The organism is Cognatundibacterium jejuense (genome assembly GCF_014284255.1).
Classification (GTDB): domain Bacteria; phylum Pseudomonadota; class Gammaproteobacteria; order Burkholderiales; family Burkholderiaceae_D; genus Undibacterium; species Undibacterium jejuense.
This window is the reverse complement of the sequence record NZ_JACOFV010000001.1, coordinates 524,126-542,852: the sequence shown is the minus strand read 5'-3', so window position 1 is coordinate 542,852 and position 18,727 is coordinate 524,126. Positions and strand designations below refer to the sequence as shown.

Here is an 18,727-nt window from a genome sequence, read left to right as displayed (position 1 = left end):
TAATGTCCTTGGCAAGCTCTTTTGCCAACGCTTTAAGTTTCTCTCTATCCATTACAATGTCCATCGGTAAATTCCTCTTCAGAGGTTAATAGACCGTGGACATTTACACAAATTTATTTACAGGCTCTCAATTCTGATCGCATTAAGTATATTAACTTTTGGTTTTTTCAATTTCGGCTTTTATACAATTCAACCAATTGGAGCAATTCCAACGGGAGCAACCGCATTTGTCTGGAGAAAAGGAAAAGAGCCATTTTTTAATTCGCCAGATGCAATGTGCCTGCTTGCTCAAAACTCAGTTTCTTTGATGTGCAGAATGGTTGCATTAAGTAATGCTCCACTTGATAGGATTGTTTTTAGACTGCCATATCAAGATTGGACTTACAAGCTGTCCGTTAAGTACATGTAACGGCGTTCAAGTTGGTTCATTTTGGTTATCCATAAGTTGTGAAATTAAAAATTCAATGTAATGTGAAGGTGACGCGAAATCTAATAGAGCTGATTGAGCATCACAGAAAAGCCAAACATCTGACCTCATCATCAATCGTCCCATCTGAAGCTTCTTGTCGCCTCTAACAGTCTCAAACCGTTTAGTGCCTTCAACTTTTGTAAAGTGCTTACTCATAAAATCCTTTCTGAAATGAAAAAAGGAGCCGACTTAAACATCTACGATGTAAAAGAGGACTCCTGAAATTTGCTACCGTTTATTGGTGAGCGAGTATTTATCCCCAGTGTTGGGGAAAATGTTTATTTTGCTGCTGGCGCTGCTTGTGTTTTGTGCATCCGACAATGAAACAGACCAACGCCCATCACGCTCAAAGAACTACCATCAACAACATACTTTTGTTTCAGACGAATTTCATACTTTTTTAGAAAATCGTAAAAAGTTGGTTCACAGATTTCAATCTCTAGTAGGGAACTATCATTGAGGTAGTCTTGTTTTTGCTTTTCAAATGCTTGTTGTTGCTGAGATACAAGAAGGAACGCTAGTTTTTTCTCTTTGTCCTCTTGTAATTTTTCTTGATACCAAATTTCTTCTTGCTCTTCTTTTGATGGAATTTTAGTTTTTAAAGCGAGTTCTTTAATTTTTTCATCCACTCGATCATTTTGAATCGCTGCGTAATAGTCAAAGTTGTTATTTTCAATTTCACGCTTCTCAGCGGGGGAATAAATTTTGGTTGTGTCGAATTGATATAAGTTATAAATCATTCCTGACTTCGAAGTGTATGAATTTGTAATTTTAGACATAATCAAATATTTCCTTTTTTTAGTTGGCGTTGTTGGAAAGCAATTTTGTCTTCGTATCTTTTACTTTGAAGCAATAAGTAATTCTCGAAAGAAAGTTTTCCTGTGGAAATTAAATATAATGCCATTTGTACAACGGATGTTTTTGCGTTTTCAAACGGATTCATCAAACGTTTCTTTAACTGTTTAAGCGCGTCTTCTGTCCAAGTATTACCTGATAGACTTGAAATGCCGTTGCTGTTTAACAGACTGACAAGTTGTGGATTAGTTAATTTCTCATTTTTTTGATAAAGCAAAAATTCAATAATTCTTGCAAAATGATTAAGTTTGTAAATGTTAAAGTTCATAGAAAATATCTCCTGAATAGGTTATAGCCAGCAGAGAGTAAAGCTGGCATTGATTGTTTTAAAAATGAGGGAAGGTGAAGCTGAAGACCGAGAGGTCTGAGGGTACTACTGAGGGGTAAAACTTTTTAGAAAATAACTATTGACATTTCCTAATTTAGGTGTTCATTGTACGCTAAGTGTCCGATTCTGTCAATAGTTTTTCTTGATATTTAGGCACTATTATTGTAACGAATTGTAAATTTTAGATTGTAGTTCTCCATCTTCTAATATAGCACAAGTGCTCAAAATTACAAGTAAAATATCTGTGGCACAAGTGCGGTCAAGCAAGGAAATGGTGGGGAGTGTTCCAAAACCCCATATTTTTAAAATATTTACACAAGGGACTGCCCCAGAAGGCTATTCTTCAGTTTTTAAACTCTTAGCCAGCTTTGCAACTTGAGCGCGTGATATGCCGCATAGCTCTACAATCTCGTTCCAGCTATGATTGCCACCTTGCAGCAACTTTACAGCCTTGTCGTTTGTCACTGTATTCACTTTACGACCAACAAGCTTACCTTGTGCTTTAGCTTTAGCTCGTCCCTGAGCGATGCGTTCCCTCCTCTGCTCATAATCTTTACGAGCCATAGCAGCCATAATGTCTATTATCATATTATTAATAGCTTTCATAATTGATGACGTTACATCATCACCAATATTTAGATTCATGTGTGAGGTGGGGAGGTCTAACATAACCAACCGGATGCCCTTCTCGTTGATCGCTTGCTTCAACACTTCCCATTTACCATGTGTAAGACGTGTTAAACGGTCTGTAGACTCACACAAAAGAATGTCACCCTCTTTGCTTGCTGCTATAAGTTTGAACAGCTCAGGACGATCTAACGATGCTCCAGACTCGTTTTCTGTGAATGTGTGCACTACGTTAAGTTTGTGAGTAGTAGCAAATTCATTCAGTGATGCTTCAGCGCGTGAAGCGTCTTGATCTGATGTAGAAGCTCTTAAATAGATGCGTGTATTGATAGTCATGTTTGCGCCCCTTGTTTGTTGATAAGGTCTATTATATTTGATCTACTATTTAAAGTCTACTAATCATGGTGTATTAATTGGAAATGGTGCATTAATTAGTAGTCTACTGAGGGTTTAAATTAATAGACCAGAGGCATGTCAGATGTAGCCAATCCCAAAACAGGCAAATTGACATCATATTTGTGTTGTTTTTAGTACAATAAAAGGGCTTATTTTGTTGCTTAAATGCAGCGATTAGGCACTGAAAGGCTCTGAGATGCTTGGCTGGCGTGGTAGAGGCTTTTTGAATGAGTGATGACATTCAGTGAAAGCTACGGAAACCGCTGGGGGATTTCGTTTGTGTGCATACTGGTTTGAACGTGGTGAGTGTCTAAGTTTTTAACGAAGTCAAAAGGTTATCAAAGTGACTTCCTAGTTTGCCCCAAGCATCCTTAAGTTTCGGGCTGTAATCATACTGTTGGTAGGTTCTCATCATCCTGTTTTGTTCTGTATGATTTAACACCCTCTCAATAATGTGCTGGTCAACATCCAATGATTGCATAAGGGTTGCTCCAGTTCTTCGTAAGTCATGAGGAGTCCAAGCTCCACCGCTCAACTCAAGCGAATCTCTTAATTTAGAACGACCAACCAGTATCGCCCTTCCCTTCGAATTTAGTTGTCTATCTCCGATTTGTTTTGTTGCGGACTTCAGGCAAACATGGCTAGTATTTTCTTTGTTGGGGAAACACCAGATTGCCGATTCCTGATTTACTTTTAACGCTTCAAATTGCCTAAAGCTAAAGTCAGAGAGGTAAATTTTGTGATTGCCAGCCCTACCCTTTGTGTTCGCCTCTGGTATGTGCCAAACACGATTGATTAAATCAATATCCTCCCATCGCGCCATAAGTGTTTCACCAACACGAGTGCAACATGATAAGCAAAGCCAGATCAAAGTTTGTGTTGATTTAATTAAGCCAGCGTCTGGAATTTTCTGAGAAAGTTCAATTATTTCTAAGTCAGATAAGTACCTATCACGCTCCACAGTTTTATAGCCCTTTTGTGTTGCGTCTGATTTTCTCAAGTTTAAAACTGGATTATCTAAGTGAGTTTTGTAAGGCTTGCGCCCATTTCCCCATTTAAACATCTGTTTTAGTAAGCTCAAGAGCATTTCAGCTGTTCTGTTTTTTCCATCCTTAGAAATATCTTGTAAAACTGTCTTAACATCTGACTCCACTATGTCTTTCAACCTTTTTGAACCTATTGCTGGCAGCACACTTTTTTTAAAATTGCGATCAATGCTTTCCCCGCCATCTTTCCTATTTAAAGTGGCAAACCATGCTTGATATAAATCATATACCGTCAAATTTTCATCCTTACGAGCTATAGCTAACTCGGCTTCGAGAATTTGTTTTTCTTGATAGTCAATTCCATCTTTTGCTAGCGCTTGTATTTCTGCTGCCTTTGCCTTTGCATCCACTAGAGATATGCTGGACTCGCTACTCGATCTTCCAAACGTTTTGGAAATTCTAAAGTCCCGCTGCTTGCACTTAACGGTGTACCTAACAAAAAAAGTCTTCTCGCCATTAGTGGATACGCCAATAAATAAGCCTTTACTTACCCTTATTTTTTGATACTCGGATGAAGGCTTTAACTTCTCAATCTGCATTACTGTCAAATCTGCCATGCACTTTTCCTGCACTAATTTATCGTAGATTTTAGTATATCTGGAAAGATAACTATAGACAATGATGTAATTTAACTCTTTGACTATTAAAGGTTATAACACAACTATAGATTCGTGTAGACAATAATATACCTACATGGGGTGCACGGGGTAGCAAGTTCGAATCTTGCCGTCCCGACCAATAAAATCAAAGACTTACAAATTTCATATTTGTAAGTCTTTTTTTTCAGGGATTTGGTAAAAGGTTTGGTAAAGAAAAATCTTTGATTCCAAATTTCTATTCATAACCTATGTCGAATATTCTGAAACCAGCTAATATCGGTAAGTAGATTTAGGCAGATAGATGTGGTACCTTGAAACCTCGTCATCCGTACTAAATTTCCTTGAATTCATACGGATCGCCTGTTCATCATTTGCCTTTCCAAAGTTACGTTTGTTTTACGTCACTTTTGGGGAACTAAATTTCGGGTAAGCTCACATTAGCAAAAAAGTTAAATGTGAACCAATAGAACCAAAGAGGCTATATCGCCAGGTGCGGCACCTTTTCTATGTGCTATTCAAGCATTGCATGCTGTGACTGTAGAAAGGTGTTTGATATATCATACGCTCGCCCCTTGGTTTGGTAATCTTTTATAATCTTCTCACCTAATGCATTTGCAGTCGCTTCAAGAACCATGCAATCCTGCATTTTCGGAAGGTCTGAAATTTTCCTTTCTATTTCCAGGGCAGCACTTTTTCCAAATTCATAATGAGCCAGTTGATGTAATCGTAGGGCATCGAAAAATATGTTGAATTTCTCCTGCTGAGCGGACGTCGCATTGACCAGTTTGGGTAATATGATTCTGGAATTCAAAGTCGTGTAGACGCTGCTAATCCAACATCCATTTCCATGCTTTTCTTGCGACCAATGAAAATGCCAATTGACATACCAATCTGTCAGGCCATAGGCAGTGCCGCCGTTTGGATGAATGTTTGACGCGGCTTGCAATACCATCTCCAAGGACTGCTCCGGCTTAGCCGTCGCGATGTACCAGGAATACTCCGGCGGATCAAATTTTGTGCTCCAGTTTTTTACGGTGAAGAACAAACTAACGGTACCCAATACGGCATACAGAGCTATGTAATTCCAAAATGAAGTAGGATCGTCAGCACGATAGACTGGTGTAGCAAAGCGACGTGTAACTCTGCCCTGAAATAAGCTGACCACGACTACGATAAAAAAAACGGCGCTAAAGAGCAGTAGCGGGTGAAACCTAAACAAATTTAACGGATTAGACACGTCAGCTCACATTTCTCTATTGTTTAATTTCGTTTTACTTAAATTCGACCGCTATGTGCAGGTAGTTCTCAATCATATGCAGCTTCAATCAGGTTGAGAAAGTTGGAAGATGTTTCCCTCAGGGTCTTCGCCATCGCACATCAATTGAGAAAATCCATCATAACGCTTGAGACCACCCATGACTACGCCTGCACTTAATAATGATGCACGTAGCTCAGGCAGTCCTGATTTAACAGTAAAAACCATTTTGACGTTTGAACTTGAACGACTTAATGGTAGGTCACGCCAGGGCATACCTACCCGGTGAAAGGCAAGCTCTATTCGGCCAGTGTTAAGTACAACCCACTCATCCGAAATCTCCTCGACAAGGTCAAAGGAAAAGTGTTTTTGGTAGAAGCGTTTCAACAACGAAACATCACGTACATAGAGTATGAGTCGATTCATGGAGAGCAGCATAATTAATCCAATAAATTTAGGTGATTTTATGTGGAAATTTATTCTGCCAATTCTAAACAACAATTGGACTAAAGCTTCACAGGTAGTTACGTGCCAACACTTTTCTTTCGAAGAATAACTTTATTCATCAGTTGTGTTTTCAATCCGACCCTAAGCGTTACTCATTAGCTACTGTTTACCATTCGCACTCAACAAAGCGTGTCGCTAAAGGATGAGTCTGTGCGCTTGAATCATTGAATTTCAAAGTGTTGAAACTAGTTTATGGAACTTACAAGATGTTCCGCAAACCAGGTAGGCGGCGGCCGATGTCAGTCACAGCGTAGCTGGCGACAAGCCCCGTCAACGTAAGAAGGGTAACGTGAGCATAAATATTCAGCGGAAAAGTCCGAAAGAGCATTGCCAAGGCAATGATGACCGGCGCATGCAAAACGTAGACGCCGAAGGAACGGTCAGAGAGCCAACGCAGTTTTTTGTTTTCGGCATTGCATTTGCGTGAGAAAAACATAAGCAAGCCGAGCGAGAGACCGACGCCAACGAGTTGCTCCCAAACAGCGTAGCAGAAAGACTGCCAGTGCCACCCTCCAAAGAATGCTTCTGGTGCCGCTGTTTTCGCACCAATGATAATAATCGTAAGCAACAGGGGCGGGCCACAGAATAGGGCTAACTTGCCGCCGATGCGAGCGTACGAGGACGAAGCCATTGGTAGCAACCAACCGTTACGTGCTGTACACAAGCCTGCGAGAAAGAACGCAATGTATTGCACAAAGAAACACAGCTGCATATTTAATACACTAGTCCCGATGGGCTGCACGATGCGCATAGTGAAGGAACCTAAACCAAGAGCGAGCGAGAACAACAAGATGAACGTGCCAGTTGGTACGGTAACTGGCTGTAGATCGTTGGACCGGGGGCGTGCCAAACGCCAAGCCGCAAACGCCAGACTGAAAAGTAGCAACGCAACGGCGAACCAAAGCGGTCCCGTGGAGCCGATGAATTTTCCCGTACGAAGATAATTAACATAAAACTCTACCGGAGGGCCGAAATTAAAGTCCCACGGATTCAATCCCAGCAGAATGAATGGATGAATCAGCAGCATGTAAAGCAATGCCGGAAGTCCTAGACGAAGTAGTCGCTCGCGGACGAATGCGCGTACTCCATGACGGGCGATTGAGCTGTAAGCAAAATAAGCAGAAATAAAGAATAACAGGCCCATGAAAAATGACTGGAGATGAGCCTGCCAAATGATGAACGGAACCTTCTCGGCCAGTGTGGGTTCTTGTGCACTCATAAAGTACCAATCACCAACATGGCTATAAGTCACGCAGACATGGAGATTGACGACCAAGACAATCAGCAAAGTACGAAGATTGTCGATCCATGGTAGACGGACAGTAGTGGATGAAGTCATACGAGCACCTTATGCATGAGGTAGCGCAGCCCAGCCTATGAAAGTAAAGTGGGTCACGCATCATGGCACAACACAGTTAGCAAATCAATATTGAATGGGTCTAAAGTTTGAGGGGCGGCAAGGTGCCTTTTAATGATCTATATTTTATACATTCACTCTTGATATTGAGCAATCCATTTTGATAATGTAGTGCATGATAAATCTGCTCATCCTGAGCAATCGCGGTGATCAGAGCTGACTGCTTATCTGTGCCTCGTTCGACACGAACCGTGCTTTTCCTAAAAATCAAAACTGGTCTGCGTATTGACCCTGGCGGATTTCCGGCCCTCTGTTCTAATGCGAGAGTTAGCGCGGGAGCCGTGGCGTTCGAGAATCTCATTTTTTGCAGCTCGAACCTCGGGCTGAACGCGGCGAGCGTGCAGGCGATTTTTTGCGATACGGGTAGCTTCTTCGAGATCAACTGGTGGGATAGGCCAGAATTGTTCTCCAGAACCTGGATCTCCCACTGTAACACCACAATATCGTTGAACTTCAGGCGGCATTTTCCAGGGCTCAAATAACCAACTGTCGGGTACCTTGCGCAATAGTGGCAACCACCGGCGGACGAACCGCCCCTCCGGATCGTGATCTCGAGCTTGTTTGATCGGATTGTAAACGCGAGTGGTGTTAATGCCTGTGGTGCCAGACTGCATTTGCATCTGGCTCCAGTGGATACCTGGTTCGTAATCAACAAACTGCGTTGCCAGCCAATCCCCTACCCGCTTCCAGTGCAGCCACAGCGGATAGGCCGCCACCGAAACTAGCATGGCGCGCATCCGAAAATTTAGCCAACCAGTTTCTCTGAGCATGACAATGCAGGCATCTACCAGAGGCCAGCCGGTGCGATTCTGAGTCAATGCTAAAAAATGTTCCTGGTTCCACTCGGCCTCGCGCAAACCATCATAGCCACGATGCATATTGCACCATTCTATTTCAGGTTCGGTCTCAAGCTTTTGAATAAAATGACAATGCCAATGAAGACGGCTCATAAATCCTGCCACCCCCTTAGCTGCACGCGAATCAGGGGGCAATTGCTCCAGCTTCTCGGCTGATGCCTGCACCACTTCGCGCATGCTCAAGCAGCCCCAGCTCAAATAGGGTGACAGTCTGGAGCAGGCACTCGGTGCACTTAGGGGCGAAGATATGCCACCTCTATAGGTCGCCCTCCGCTCATTCAGGAAGGACTCAAGCAATGCCAGCCCGTGGGCTCTGCCACCCATTTGCATCTGGGCAGGCTGGTCTTCAGCGCGTTGCCAGTTTTCCCACGCAGGCCAGGATTCAGTAGTCCAAGGCAAGTCAACAGTATCTATGGAGAGCAAAGCTTCCTGAGGACTGTTCATCAAGGTCGCCCATTGGCTATTCCATTGATCACGTTTTGACAGGCGCCGGATTACACCATGTTGACGAAATTCATGCCAGGCAATTCTATTAGCGTGACACCATTTTTCCACCTTCAAATCGCGGGCATAGGTCAACGCATTCCCGGTCTCCTGATGCGAGTAAATTTCTGCCAGGGGCAGCGATTGGTGCAGCCGATTCAGCACATCGACGACCTCGCCCGTGACCACATGCAATCGTGCGCCCAGCAATTGCAATTGCCTGTAAAGGTCGCGCAGGCATTCGCGTAAAAACACAAATTGACGCTGAGAACTGTCGGGACTAAGCCATACAGACGGTTCAATAATATACACGCACAATATTGAACCCAACTGCGCGGCTTTCGCCAGCGCCTCGTGGTCATGCGCTCGGAGGTCACGCTTGAACCAGACCAGTCGTACACTCATAGGAGAAGGTGCCGTCAACGTTGTTAATAATTGGGGCGCATTAGCGCCTCTGAGTTGATTGATAGGATACCCTATTTAGAATTTTAAGGCCTGGCCTAAAAAGTCAGGCCATTAAAGGGAGTACGCTACAAACATGACTTTCGAAGTCTAATTTGCCTTTAAGGTTGTAGATAAAGTAAATGCCCGCATGATGATTTTGCAATTGTCTATTTGAATTACCCATGCAAAAAAGTTGCTATTGATGGATTTTCAAATTACAGTTTTCCAGTATCGATGGCGGCAATATGCCGATCGCTGACACTCATCAATTTTCCAGCAATGCTGAAAAATTGCAGAACTGTCGCTTACATAAATATTTTTCTGGATAATCATGAATACAAAACATTTTTCGAATCGTCGGGCAATGATATTACTCGGGACATTAGTACCGTTTTTTACCACCCTTCCCATCCATGCGCAGATAAGAACTGAGGAAAAAGACAAATACCCCATTGAAGTCGCATTATCTGAACTGGCTAAGCTCGAAAATGACCTTGGCGGTGTTTTGGGTGTATTTGCGCTTAACACTGCCAATTCGGCTCAGTTAGCTTATCGGGCGGATGTGCGCTTTCCGGTTTGTAGCACGTTTAAGGTGCTACTTGTGTCTGCTATTTTGGCACATAGTTCGCAGGTAACTGGGCTTTTACAGCAGAGGATTTTTTATAAGCAAAGTGATCTCGTCAATTATTCGCCTGTTTCTGAAAAACACATTAACGATGGGATGACAGTGGCCGAGCTCTGTGCGGCGGCGATTCAATATAGTGATAACAGTTCCGCTAATTTGTTGATGAAAATGCTGGGTGGTCCTGGTGTTGTGACTGCTTTTGCGCGATCGATCGGTGATAAAGAGTTTCGCTTAGATCGCTGGGAGACAGAGTTAAATACCGCTTTAGCTGGCGATTTACGCGATACTTCAACACCACAAGCTATGGGGCGAAGTCTAAATCGACTCTTGCTGGGAGATGTACTCAGTGTCGAACAACGCAAACAACTAAAGGTCTGGTTAATGGGCAATACAACCGGTGCGACCAGAATCCGGGCAGGTGTTCCGGCCGATTGGCAGGTTGGAGACAAGACTGGGACTGGTGATTTCGGCACTGCGCACGACCTTGGTGTTATCTGGCCGCCAGGACGTGAACCAGTTGTGGTGGCGATTTACACGCGTTTACCTGAGAAAGATGCGAAGGCTCGCAGTGATGTAATTGCATCAGCGGCAGAAATTATTTCGAGGTGGCTTTGATGTTGCATCGCGTCTGCTGCAATCGCAGGCCAGCATCCATCGCAACGAGCGAATTAGTATATACCGTGCTTTATTGACGATCAGGCAAATTACACCGATACGTATTCAAAATCATACGTTTGCCGCATTGCGTGCATTACTTTTTGATTGCTTGCTTAAAATTTCTCAGCAGGAGTGTTTGCAATGTAAATAAGTCGACATTCGAGCCTGTTCAACAAGAATATTCGGCGCAATCTATGTGATAATAAAAAAATATTTTATTCGCTTTAGTAAAATGAGCGCAAAATTTTTATTAAATCCACTTACCAATACCAATGGGATTTAAAGCTATTTTTAACTTTTACAAGAAAAAACGTTGCTCTGTTTCAGGGAATGAATCAATTTTTCTGGATTTAAAAGAATAAAAAGAATATTTTTCGTTCATTTTTGCTGCATTAGCAGTAAGACAGTGAACGAATTCACTAACAATATTACAAATTCCCTTATCGCTTTTATGTCTTTGTTAAGTAGCACTCAGTTGAACACTCAGATTTTGTATGGCGAATCCAATGCGAGCCTGATCCGCCAAGAGACTCTCGCAGATCTGTTGGAAAATACCGCACGTCGAATTCCAGAAAAAATCGCGCTGGAATTTCAGCAGCAGCAAATAACTTATGCCGAGCTCGATTCACGTGCGGACGTCGTTGCGTCTGTGCTGATCCGGGAAGGTGTGCGCCCTGGACATATCGTAGGTTTGTGGTTGCCGCGAGGCATAGACTTACTGGTGATGCAGGCAGGTATTGCTAAAACTGGCGCTGCGTGGCTGCCTTTCGACGCGGATACGCCTATCGATCGCATCGCTATTTGTCTTGCCGATGCACAAGCAATTGGTCTGTTGAGTTGCAACGACTTTGCTGATGTATGCAATGGCTTATGTTGCAAACTTTGGACCGCCGAAGCACTAGTCTCTCTACCACAAAGCAATCTGCTACGGCGCGAAGCGGCTTCACCTGAGTTTCCTGCTTATGTCATCTATACATCTGGATCAACTGGAAAACCGAAAGGCATATTGGTCAATCACGCCAGTATTTGTCATTTTTTGCGTAGTGAAAACGCGGTTTTAGGTATTGAAGAATCAGATAAGGTATATCAAGGTTTTTCAGTGGCATTCGACATGTCATTTGAAGAAATCTGGATTAGCTATTTGGTGGGCGCGAGTTTGTGGCTTGCGCCGAAAGAAATTACCGCTGACCCTGATGCCTTGCCTCAGGCTTTGGAAGTAAATCAGATTACGGTGTTACACGCTGTACCTACTCTGTTGGCCTTGTTTTCACAGGATGTCGATAGTCTGCGGCTGGTCAATCTAGGCGGTGAAATGTGCCCTGAATCATTGGTCAAGCGTTTCAGCCGCCCAGGCCGCCAAATGTTCAATACGTATGGCCCTACTGAGGCAACGGTATCTGCAAGTTTGGCTGTATTGCATGCGGATCAACCAGTGACGATTGGCACGCCTTTACCCAATTATTCTATGATGGTCATTGCTACTGACATAGAAAATGGTTTGCGCTTATTGCCTCTTGGCGAAACTGGTGAGTTGTGTATATCCGGACCCGGTGTCGCAATTGGTTATCTTGGTCGTCCTGAACTTACTGCTGAAAAATTTTTGAATAACCCATGGGCGACGGTCGAAAACGAACGGCGTTTATATCGTACGGGTGACCTCGCTTGCATTCAATCTGACGGTAGTATTCAATGTCTTGGCCGTGCTGATGATCAGATCAAAATTCGCGGTTTCCGGGTTGAGCTCGGTGAAATTGAAGCCCTCCTTGCACAACAACACGGCGTGGGTACGGTCGCGGTTATCCTAAGGCAAGACCAAGGCATTGACCAGATCATGGCGTTTATGGTTCGTGATGACTTGCCTTGTAATCATGGCGAGAATGAGCTTTCTGAAGCTGAATTCAAAACGATCTTACGAGCCCACTTAAGCCAGCTTTTGCCGCCCTACATGGTGCCGTCCAGGTTTGAATTTTTATCGGAAATGCCACGTCTGACGTCTGGCAAGATCGACAGAAATACGCTGAAAAAAATGGAGCTGGCGGTGGCGCTCAGCTCGGGCGAATCCGATACACCAGATAATAAAACTGAAGAGATTTTATTTGCGACCTTAAACACCCTTTTCCCTGGACAGGCTATTCGTCGTACTGCTGATTTTTTTGTTGATCTCGGTGGGCACTCATTGATGGCAGCGCGTCTTGTTTCGTTGCTGCGCAAACATAGTCGTTTTGCGTATTTCAAAATCGCAGACATTTATCAGCAACGAAGCATAGGAAAAATCGCTGAATTATTGGAAGTCGCGGGTGCGGCTCAGGATGTGATGAGCGACGAGCAAACCGACTGGACACCACCGTCTGGCTGGAAGCGATGGATATGCGGCGCGGCTCAGGCATTGGTTATTCCTTGGCTGGTAGCGATACGTATGGTGCAATGGTTGGCACCGTTCTTCACATATCACTTTTTGACTGGTGACCCTGACGATTCCAATACCCGGGCAATTTTGTTTTCTGTCGCAACGTTTTTACTATTGACACTGGCGGAGTTTGGAATTGCGATCCTCGGTAAATGGTTGATTGTCGGCCGCTTAAAAGCTGGACGCTATCCTTTATGGGGTATCGCATATTTCCGATGGTGGCTTGCGGATCGTCTGGTTGAAGCAGCACCGACTTATATGCTGAGTGGATCTTCTTTGTATCCCTTATGGTTGCGTGCATTGGGGGCAAAGATCGGTAAAGATGTCACGATTGGCTCGATTACCTTACGCTCACCGGACTTGTTAGATATCGGAGATGGCGTCAGCATAGGTAGCGCCGTCAATCTGGAAAATGCACGGGTACAACATGGTGAGCTGATTCTTGGTCCTATCACCTTGAAAAAAGACGCGTATGTTGGTTCATATTCTGTACTGGAAGGAAATGTCTGTTTAGAAAATGGTGCACATCTGGACGGCCAATCTGCCTTGGCAGATGGCAACGTAATTCCGGCATATCGGGTGTGGAAAGGTTCACCCGCAAAAGACTATGCAGCGTTTGATCAAGACAGTACACAGGCCCGTCCGCTGTTATCACACAAACGCGCATTCGGCGAATTCATATTTTTTGTCACTGGCGCATTACTGATTGGCGCGCTGTTCTTTGTGCCAGTATTTCCTAGCTTCGTGATTATTGACTGGTTTGATAATGCCGATGCGTTTCCGTGGTTGCAGGGTAACTCGATACCATTTCAATTAACCAAATATTTTGTCCTGGCCTTCCCTGCTACGGCAATCTTGATTTTATGTACTGCCCTGCTTTCGGCCGGTATCCGTTGGTTTATTTTGCCTAAATTAAAGCCTGGCATCTATAAAGTTCACGGGAATACCTATTGCCAAAAATGGTTGGTGAATCAAATTCAAGAATCGAGCTTACATGTCTTACACGGGATCTATGCGACAGTATTTGCCCCATTCTGGTACCGCTTATTGGGTGCAAAAGTGGGCAAAGGTGCTGAGATTTCTACCGCTTTGGGGGTGGTGCCAGATATGCTGACTTTAGGTGATGAGACATTTATCGCCGATGCGGTTTTGCTTGGCGATGAAGAAATTGATGTGGGTTGGATGCGCATGCAACCCACTGTCATCTCAAGACGGAGCTTCGTCGGTAACGGCGCGTATATTCCAGATGGCACCATCTTGCCTGAGAATGTATTGATTGGGGTTCATAGTTGCGCTCCGGATAATGCCTTAATGAAGGACGGCGACACATGGTTAGGATCTCCTCCAATACATTTGCCGGCACGTGAAGAAACGAAAGGCTTTCCTGAAAGCCTGACATTTAAACCATCATTTTTCCGGCGTATAGGACGAGGTTTGGTCGAGGCCTTTCGGATCATCGCGCCGCATGCCATTGTGATTGCGGTCGGTTATACAGTAGTGCTGAATTTAATGCCGCTGGCAGGTGATGATCGTTGGATGGAAGTGTTTTTGTCGTTATTGGTTGCTGGTTTGCTTTATGGTGTTGGTAGCTTTGGTTTTGTGTTGGTGTTTAAGTGGCTGCTGATTTATCGTTATAAGAAAGCCAGTGTTCCGATGTGGACTCCATTTGTCTGGCTATCTGAAGGCATTACCAATTTGTATGAAGGGGTAGCGATCCCCAATTTTATGCGCTATCTGCGCGGCACCCCATGGCTGCCGATCGCCTTTAATTTATTGGGATGCAACATCGGCAAAGGGGTATATTTAGATACGACTGATATCACTGAGTTTGATTGCGTTCGCATCGGCGATTATACTGAAATCAATGCACTGGCTTGTCCTCAGACTCACTTGTTTGAAGACCGTGTGATGAAAATTGATCATGTCACGATTGGTGAGCGGGTTTATATGGGCGCACGCAGCTCGGTGTTATACGGCGCAGAAGTGGGTAATGGGGCTAGTTTGGGAGCTTTAACGCTGGTAATGAAAGGTGAATTTATTCCGGCAAATTCAAGCTGGCGCGGCTGTCCTGCTGCAATGATGACTTAATTCCCTCCTTAGGGCTTCTGATGGAACAGCATTTGCCTGCTTTTTTATGGCCACTCCAGTCACACACAGCGCTGGAGTATTTTATTGCTAAAGATGTTGTCGTCATTTATATCACCGTTCCAGAAAATATTGAACGCGATGCGGCCAGACAATCTCTGCGCCTGGCCTTAACAGAAATGCTGGTTTCCGCATTCGATTGCCCTGCGCAGCAGATACGCATAATAAGCATCATTGCTAAAGGGAACTTTGCGCTTGTTGCAGAACAAGAATTATTTATTTCTATGAGTTATGAGGCGGGGATTGCCATTGCCGCTATCAGCGCCAAAAATCAGCTTGGCATCGATATTCTTCGATTAACACCAGAAATAGAATGGCAAGATCTTGCTCGTTTGTACCTTGGGGAGCAAAAAACTTCAGAGATTCTTGCTGCTCCTGTCCTAAATCAATTTAGATTATTTACAAAATATTGGACGCAACTTGAAGCCAAACTCAAATCCAACGGAATGACTTTGACAGAACACGAGAACCAAATCAGTGCCGCAAATCGTCATCTGTTTGCGGACACTGAATTATTTTCGCTCCAAGTTCCGGAGACTTATGTTGCCAGCCTCGCTCTGTTGACTATGCACTAAGTTTTAATCAGCGAGACAGCTCAAACATTTCAAACTTAAGGTGCTTGGCGAGTACCATCACTACTACCTCATCCCAAATATAAAGTTTAGCATCGCCTCTTTGGTCTGCTCCACTTTCATTTGCAGAGCATCACCATTTTGCCTTAGACAAAATAATCAGCCATTTTTTGCAAAATAAAATTTCTAAATGACCTGCTTGCACACCGCTAGAGCAATCAAATACAGGGTTTACATGATAAGCGCGCTGTCTGTAATCACGACATACAAAAATCTCACGGCGCCCCAAACGCATCAAAAAAGAAGTTGGTGCCAATTGCAAACTGAATCGTGTATCGAAAGCTTGTTGTATGTATGCCATGGTGAATCTCCGTGTCGGTAGATAATACAAAAATATCATGAAGGACATCTTCGAAACTTTTTATAATCACTGCGCTCGTCTTTTGTCCATGGAAAGTACTTTAACATAAAATACTGTATATGCAATCAGTATTTGTTTTATTGTTGCTTATCTCTGACATGTAAAATTCTCTTCAAAATATCTGACGTGCTTGCTGGTATTGGCTTAGCGGGCATTTCCATTGATTTTTAAAAAATCTTTTGAAGTTTCGTGGATAAGACAATATACTGTATATTTAATCAGTATATTGTCTTATCTTATGCTTACTCAACCTCCATTGCCAATCAGTCGCACTCATTTGCCGGGTGGAATGGAGAGTCTTCACCCTGATATTTGGCGCGCATCACAATTAGCCCAAGATAACCATGCTACGTTGAGCAGCGGCTATGTGGCGTTGAATGAAGAATTACCAAATGGTGGCTGGCCTTTGGGGCAACTCATTGAGATTCTGGTCGCGCAGGCTGCAACGACAGAAATCAAACTGCTATTACCTGCTTTAAGAAACTTAGGGAACCGTCCCGTTGCGCTACTCGCACCACCACATATCCCGCTGGCCTGTGCTTACCAGACAGAAACGAGCATGAACATTCCTTTACTATGGATAGCCAGCGCTAAACACATCGACAGTTTGTGGGCTGCAGAGCAAATTCTTAAAAATGGTAGCTGTGGTGCCTTATTGTTCTGGCAAACACAAATTAAAACGGAAGCCTTGCGACGATTGCATCTGATCGCTCAAAAATCGCAAACTCTGTTTATTGTTATACGCCCCTTGCAAACTGCACAATCGCCATCTCCCGCGGTGTTGCGACTGGCGCTCAAGCCTCAGGCATCGGGAATACAAGTTGATATACTCAAGCGGCGTGGCGCTGTCAGCGATACACCTTTGTTTTTATATCTGAACAATCACCCTTACCTGACTCTGAGATCTACTGAGTATACGCAGCCCGACAAGATCAACAGGTTTGGTAAAGACGTTGATTTTCTCAGTAATTTGAAAAATGAATTATCAAAAGAGGCAGTAAAAGATCTACACAGTTCTGCCGGCGTTAAATGAGTTACCGCTATGCCTGACGCCATACGCTTCACCAGAAAAGCACCGATCAACAAACCTGCACTGCATAGCGAGACATTGTGGATTGCAGTGCATTTACCGGCACTGCAGCTGGAAGTATTTGTTCCGCTTTGGCAGCAAGTGGAACGTGAGTCTGCAAGCGTCGTCTTAAAAAAAAACCGCGTGATCGCTATGTCGGATGATGCACGCAAGGCAGGTGTGCGAGCTGGTATGCGGCGCGGTGGCGTGCAGATGCTCTTACCGGAGGCACAGTTTTTTGCACAAGATAATGAAAGAGAAGCTGCAGCGATATCGGCTATCGCACTGGCTTTACTGCGCTACACCCCACAAGTCAGTATTGCCGACAATGCGAGCATCTTGCTCGACATCGGCGCCAGCCTTCGATTATTTGGTGGCTTACGCTCCTTGCGCCAGCAAATCCGATCCACCGTTAATACTCTAGGCTATAGCCTGACAACAGGATGTACGCCGACAGCCAAATCTGCATGGCTATTTGCCATTCACGCTGCACGTCATCAACACCGTCAACGTCAGGGGCATGTTTGTTTGCAGATATCACGTTTGCACAAGGCACTGGATCAGTTGCCCATACACTTATTGATGAACGCACTTGCGTGGCAGGATTTTTTACATGGACTAGCATGTTATCGGCTGGCAGATTTACGTGCCCTGCCGCGTCCGGGTCTGCAACGTCGATGCGGAAAGACTGTGCTGGAGGAGCTGGATCAAGCCTATTCTTTGCACTCAGCACCACAAATATGGGTAGTTGCCGATCCGGAATTTCATGCCAGACTTGAACTACCAGATCGACTGGACAGTACCGACGCCTTATTTAGTTACAGCCGCAATCTATTGTGCCAATTATCAGGATGGCTCAATGCCCATCACCTGGCGGTCAAACATATGCGTCTGGAATTACAGCATGAGCGTGGTCGTCAGGCTGTGCCGTCCAGCATGCTCGATATTCAACTCGCCGAAGCAAGTTGGCAAGAAGCGCACTTGCTGCCACTATTTAAAGAAAAGTTAGCACACCTCCACTTACCAGCAGCCGTAATTGCTCTAAGCTTGCATGCTCCTCATACGGTAGGGCTGGAAGTGCCTAGCGATTCTTTGTTTCCAGACACCTTGAGCAGACCAGAAGAACATCAGCATCTACTAGCGCTACTGGTAGCGCGCTTGGGAGCTAATCATGTGTTACGCCCATTACCCAAGGAAGATCACCGGCCTGAGGTCGCTAATCAATGGATATCGGTGATGCACAACGATAAGTTATCCGATAAAAAAGTAGCGTCCACCCCATTACTCAGACCCAGTTGGTTGCTCAACCAGGCGATTGCTCTTGAAGTGCGCAGACATAAGCCCAGCTTTGGTTCTGAGTTGAGCCTGATTTCCCCCGCTGAACGTATAGAAGCTGGTTGGTGGTCAGATCAGACCCAGGTACGCGATTATTTTGTCGCAGTAGATAGCAATCATGTGCGCTACTGGATTTACCGCGAACGGCCTTCGCACGCTGAAAATGCAGAACCAAGCTGGTTTTTACACGGCATATTTGGCTGACCTGCGCAA

The 18,727-nt window shown here is 44.4% G+C and carries 14 protein-coding genes; 5 read left to right on the top strand and 9 right to left on the bottom strand.

The annotated features are described in order from the left end of the window. Positions 1-747 precede the first annotated feature (747 nt). The 8 genes from H8K32_RS02445 to H8K32_RS02410 all read right to left on the bottom strand — a co-directional run bounded on the left by H8K32_RS02445 (position 748) and on the right by H8K32_RS02410 (position 9,244). Entirely contained in the window at positions 748-1,248 is a 501-nt protein-coding gene (locus tag H8K32_RS02445) for a hypothetical protein (protein WP_186910856.1), read from the bottom strand. Positions 1,249-1,250: 2 nt separating this feature from the next. Continuing rightward, positions 1,251-1,592: a hypothetical protein gene (locus tag H8K32_RS02440; protein ID WP_186910855.1), complete on the bottom strand. Its 342-nt coding sequence runs from the start codon at positions 1,590-1,592 to the stop codon at positions 1,251-1,253. Positions 1,593-1,988: 396 nt separating this feature from the next. Continuing rightward, positions 1,989-2,615: a recombinase family protein gene (locus tag H8K32_RS02435; protein WP_186910854.1), complete on the bottom strand. Its 627-nt coding sequence runs from the start codon at positions 2,613-2,615 to the stop codon at positions 1,989-1,991. Positions 2,616-2,985: 370 nt separating this feature from the next. Continuing rightward, positions 2,986-4,278, bottom strand: a complete 1,293-nt coding sequence (locus H8K32_RS02430) for a tyrosine-type recombinase/integrase (RefSeq protein WP_186910853.1) — start codon at positions 4,276-4,278, stop codon at positions 2,986-2,988. A gap of 553 nt (positions 4,279-4,831) precedes the next feature. Beyond that, positions 4,832-5,365 (bottom strand): DUF922 domain-containing protein, encoded by a 534-nt coding sequence (locus tag H8K32_RS02425; protein WP_186910852.1) that lies wholly within the window; start codon positions 5,363-5,365, stop codon positions 4,832-4,834. Between the two features lie 276 nt (positions 5,366-5,641). Next, positions 5,642-6,013 carry a VOC family protein gene (locus H8K32_RS02420; protein WP_186910851.1) on the bottom strand — a complete coding sequence of 124 codons (372 nt, stop codon included), beginning with the start codon at positions 6,011-6,013 and terminating at the stop codon, positions 5,642-5,644. A gap of 268 nt (positions 6,014-6,281) precedes the next feature. Further along, entirely contained in the window at positions 6,282-7,421 is a 1,140-nt protein-coding gene (locus tag H8K32_RS02415) for an acyltransferase family protein (protein WP_186910850.1), read from the bottom strand. Positions 7,422-7,699: 278 nt separating this feature from the next. Continuing rightward, the gene (locus tag H8K32_RS02410) at positions 7,700-9,244 is read right to left on the bottom strand and encodes a cryptochrome/deoxyribodipyrimidine photo-lyase family protein (RefSeq protein WP_186910849.1); all 1,545 of its coding nucleotides are present in this window, start codon (positions 9,242-9,244) and stop codon (positions 7,700-7,702) included. 370 nt (positions 9,245-9,614) lie between these two features. Between H8K32_RS02410 and bla the strand changes: the two genes are divergently transcribed. The 3 genes from bla to H8K32_RS02395 all read left to right on the top strand — a co-directional run bounded on the left by bla (position 9,615) and on the right by H8K32_RS02395 (position 15,692). Continuing rightward, on the top strand, positions 9,615-10,523 hold the full coding sequence (gene bla, locus H8K32_RS02405) for a class A beta-lactamase (RefSeq protein ID WP_390312347.1): 909 nt from the start codon (positions 9,615-9,617) through the stop codon (positions 10,521-10,523). Between the two features lie 493 nt (positions 10,524-11,016). Then, a complete protein-coding gene (locus H8K32_RS02400; RefSeq protein WP_186910848.1) occupies positions 11,017-15,060 on the top strand; it encodes a Pls/PosA family non-ribosomal peptide synthetase in 4,044 nt (1,347 codons plus the stop codon). Between the two features lie 20 nt (positions 15,061-15,080). Next, positions 15,081-15,692, top strand: coding sequence for a holo-ACP synthase (locus H8K32_RS02395; RefSeq protein WP_186910847.1), 612 nt, complete (start codon positions 15,081-15,083; stop codon positions 15,690-15,692). Positions 15,693-15,822: 130 nt separating this feature from the next. On the opposite strand, the gene H8K32_RS02390 is transcribed toward H8K32_RS02395, so the two are convergent. Beyond that, positions 15,823-16,050 (bottom strand): hypothetical protein, encoded by a 228-nt coding sequence (locus H8K32_RS02390; RefSeq protein ID WP_186910846.1) that lies wholly within the window; start codon positions 16,048-16,050, stop codon positions 15,823-15,825. Positions 16,051-16,348: 298 nt separating this feature from the next. Here H8K32_RS02390 and imuA point away from each other — a divergent pair, with 298 nt between their 5' ends. Beyond that, the gene (imuA, locus tag H8K32_RS02385; RefSeq protein ID WP_186910845.1) at positions 16,349-17,143 is read left to right on the top strand and encodes a translesion DNA synthesis-associated protein ImuA; all 795 of its coding nucleotides are present in this window, start codon (positions 16,349-16,351) and stop codon (positions 17,141-17,143) included. A 9-nt stretch (positions 17,144-17,152) separates the two neighbouring features. Next, positions 17,153-18,718, top strand: coding sequence for a Y-family DNA polymerase (locus H8K32_RS02380; protein WP_186910844.1), 1,566 nt, complete (start codon positions 17,153-17,155; stop codon positions 18,716-18,718). Positions 18,719-18,727 lie beyond the last annotated feature (9 nt).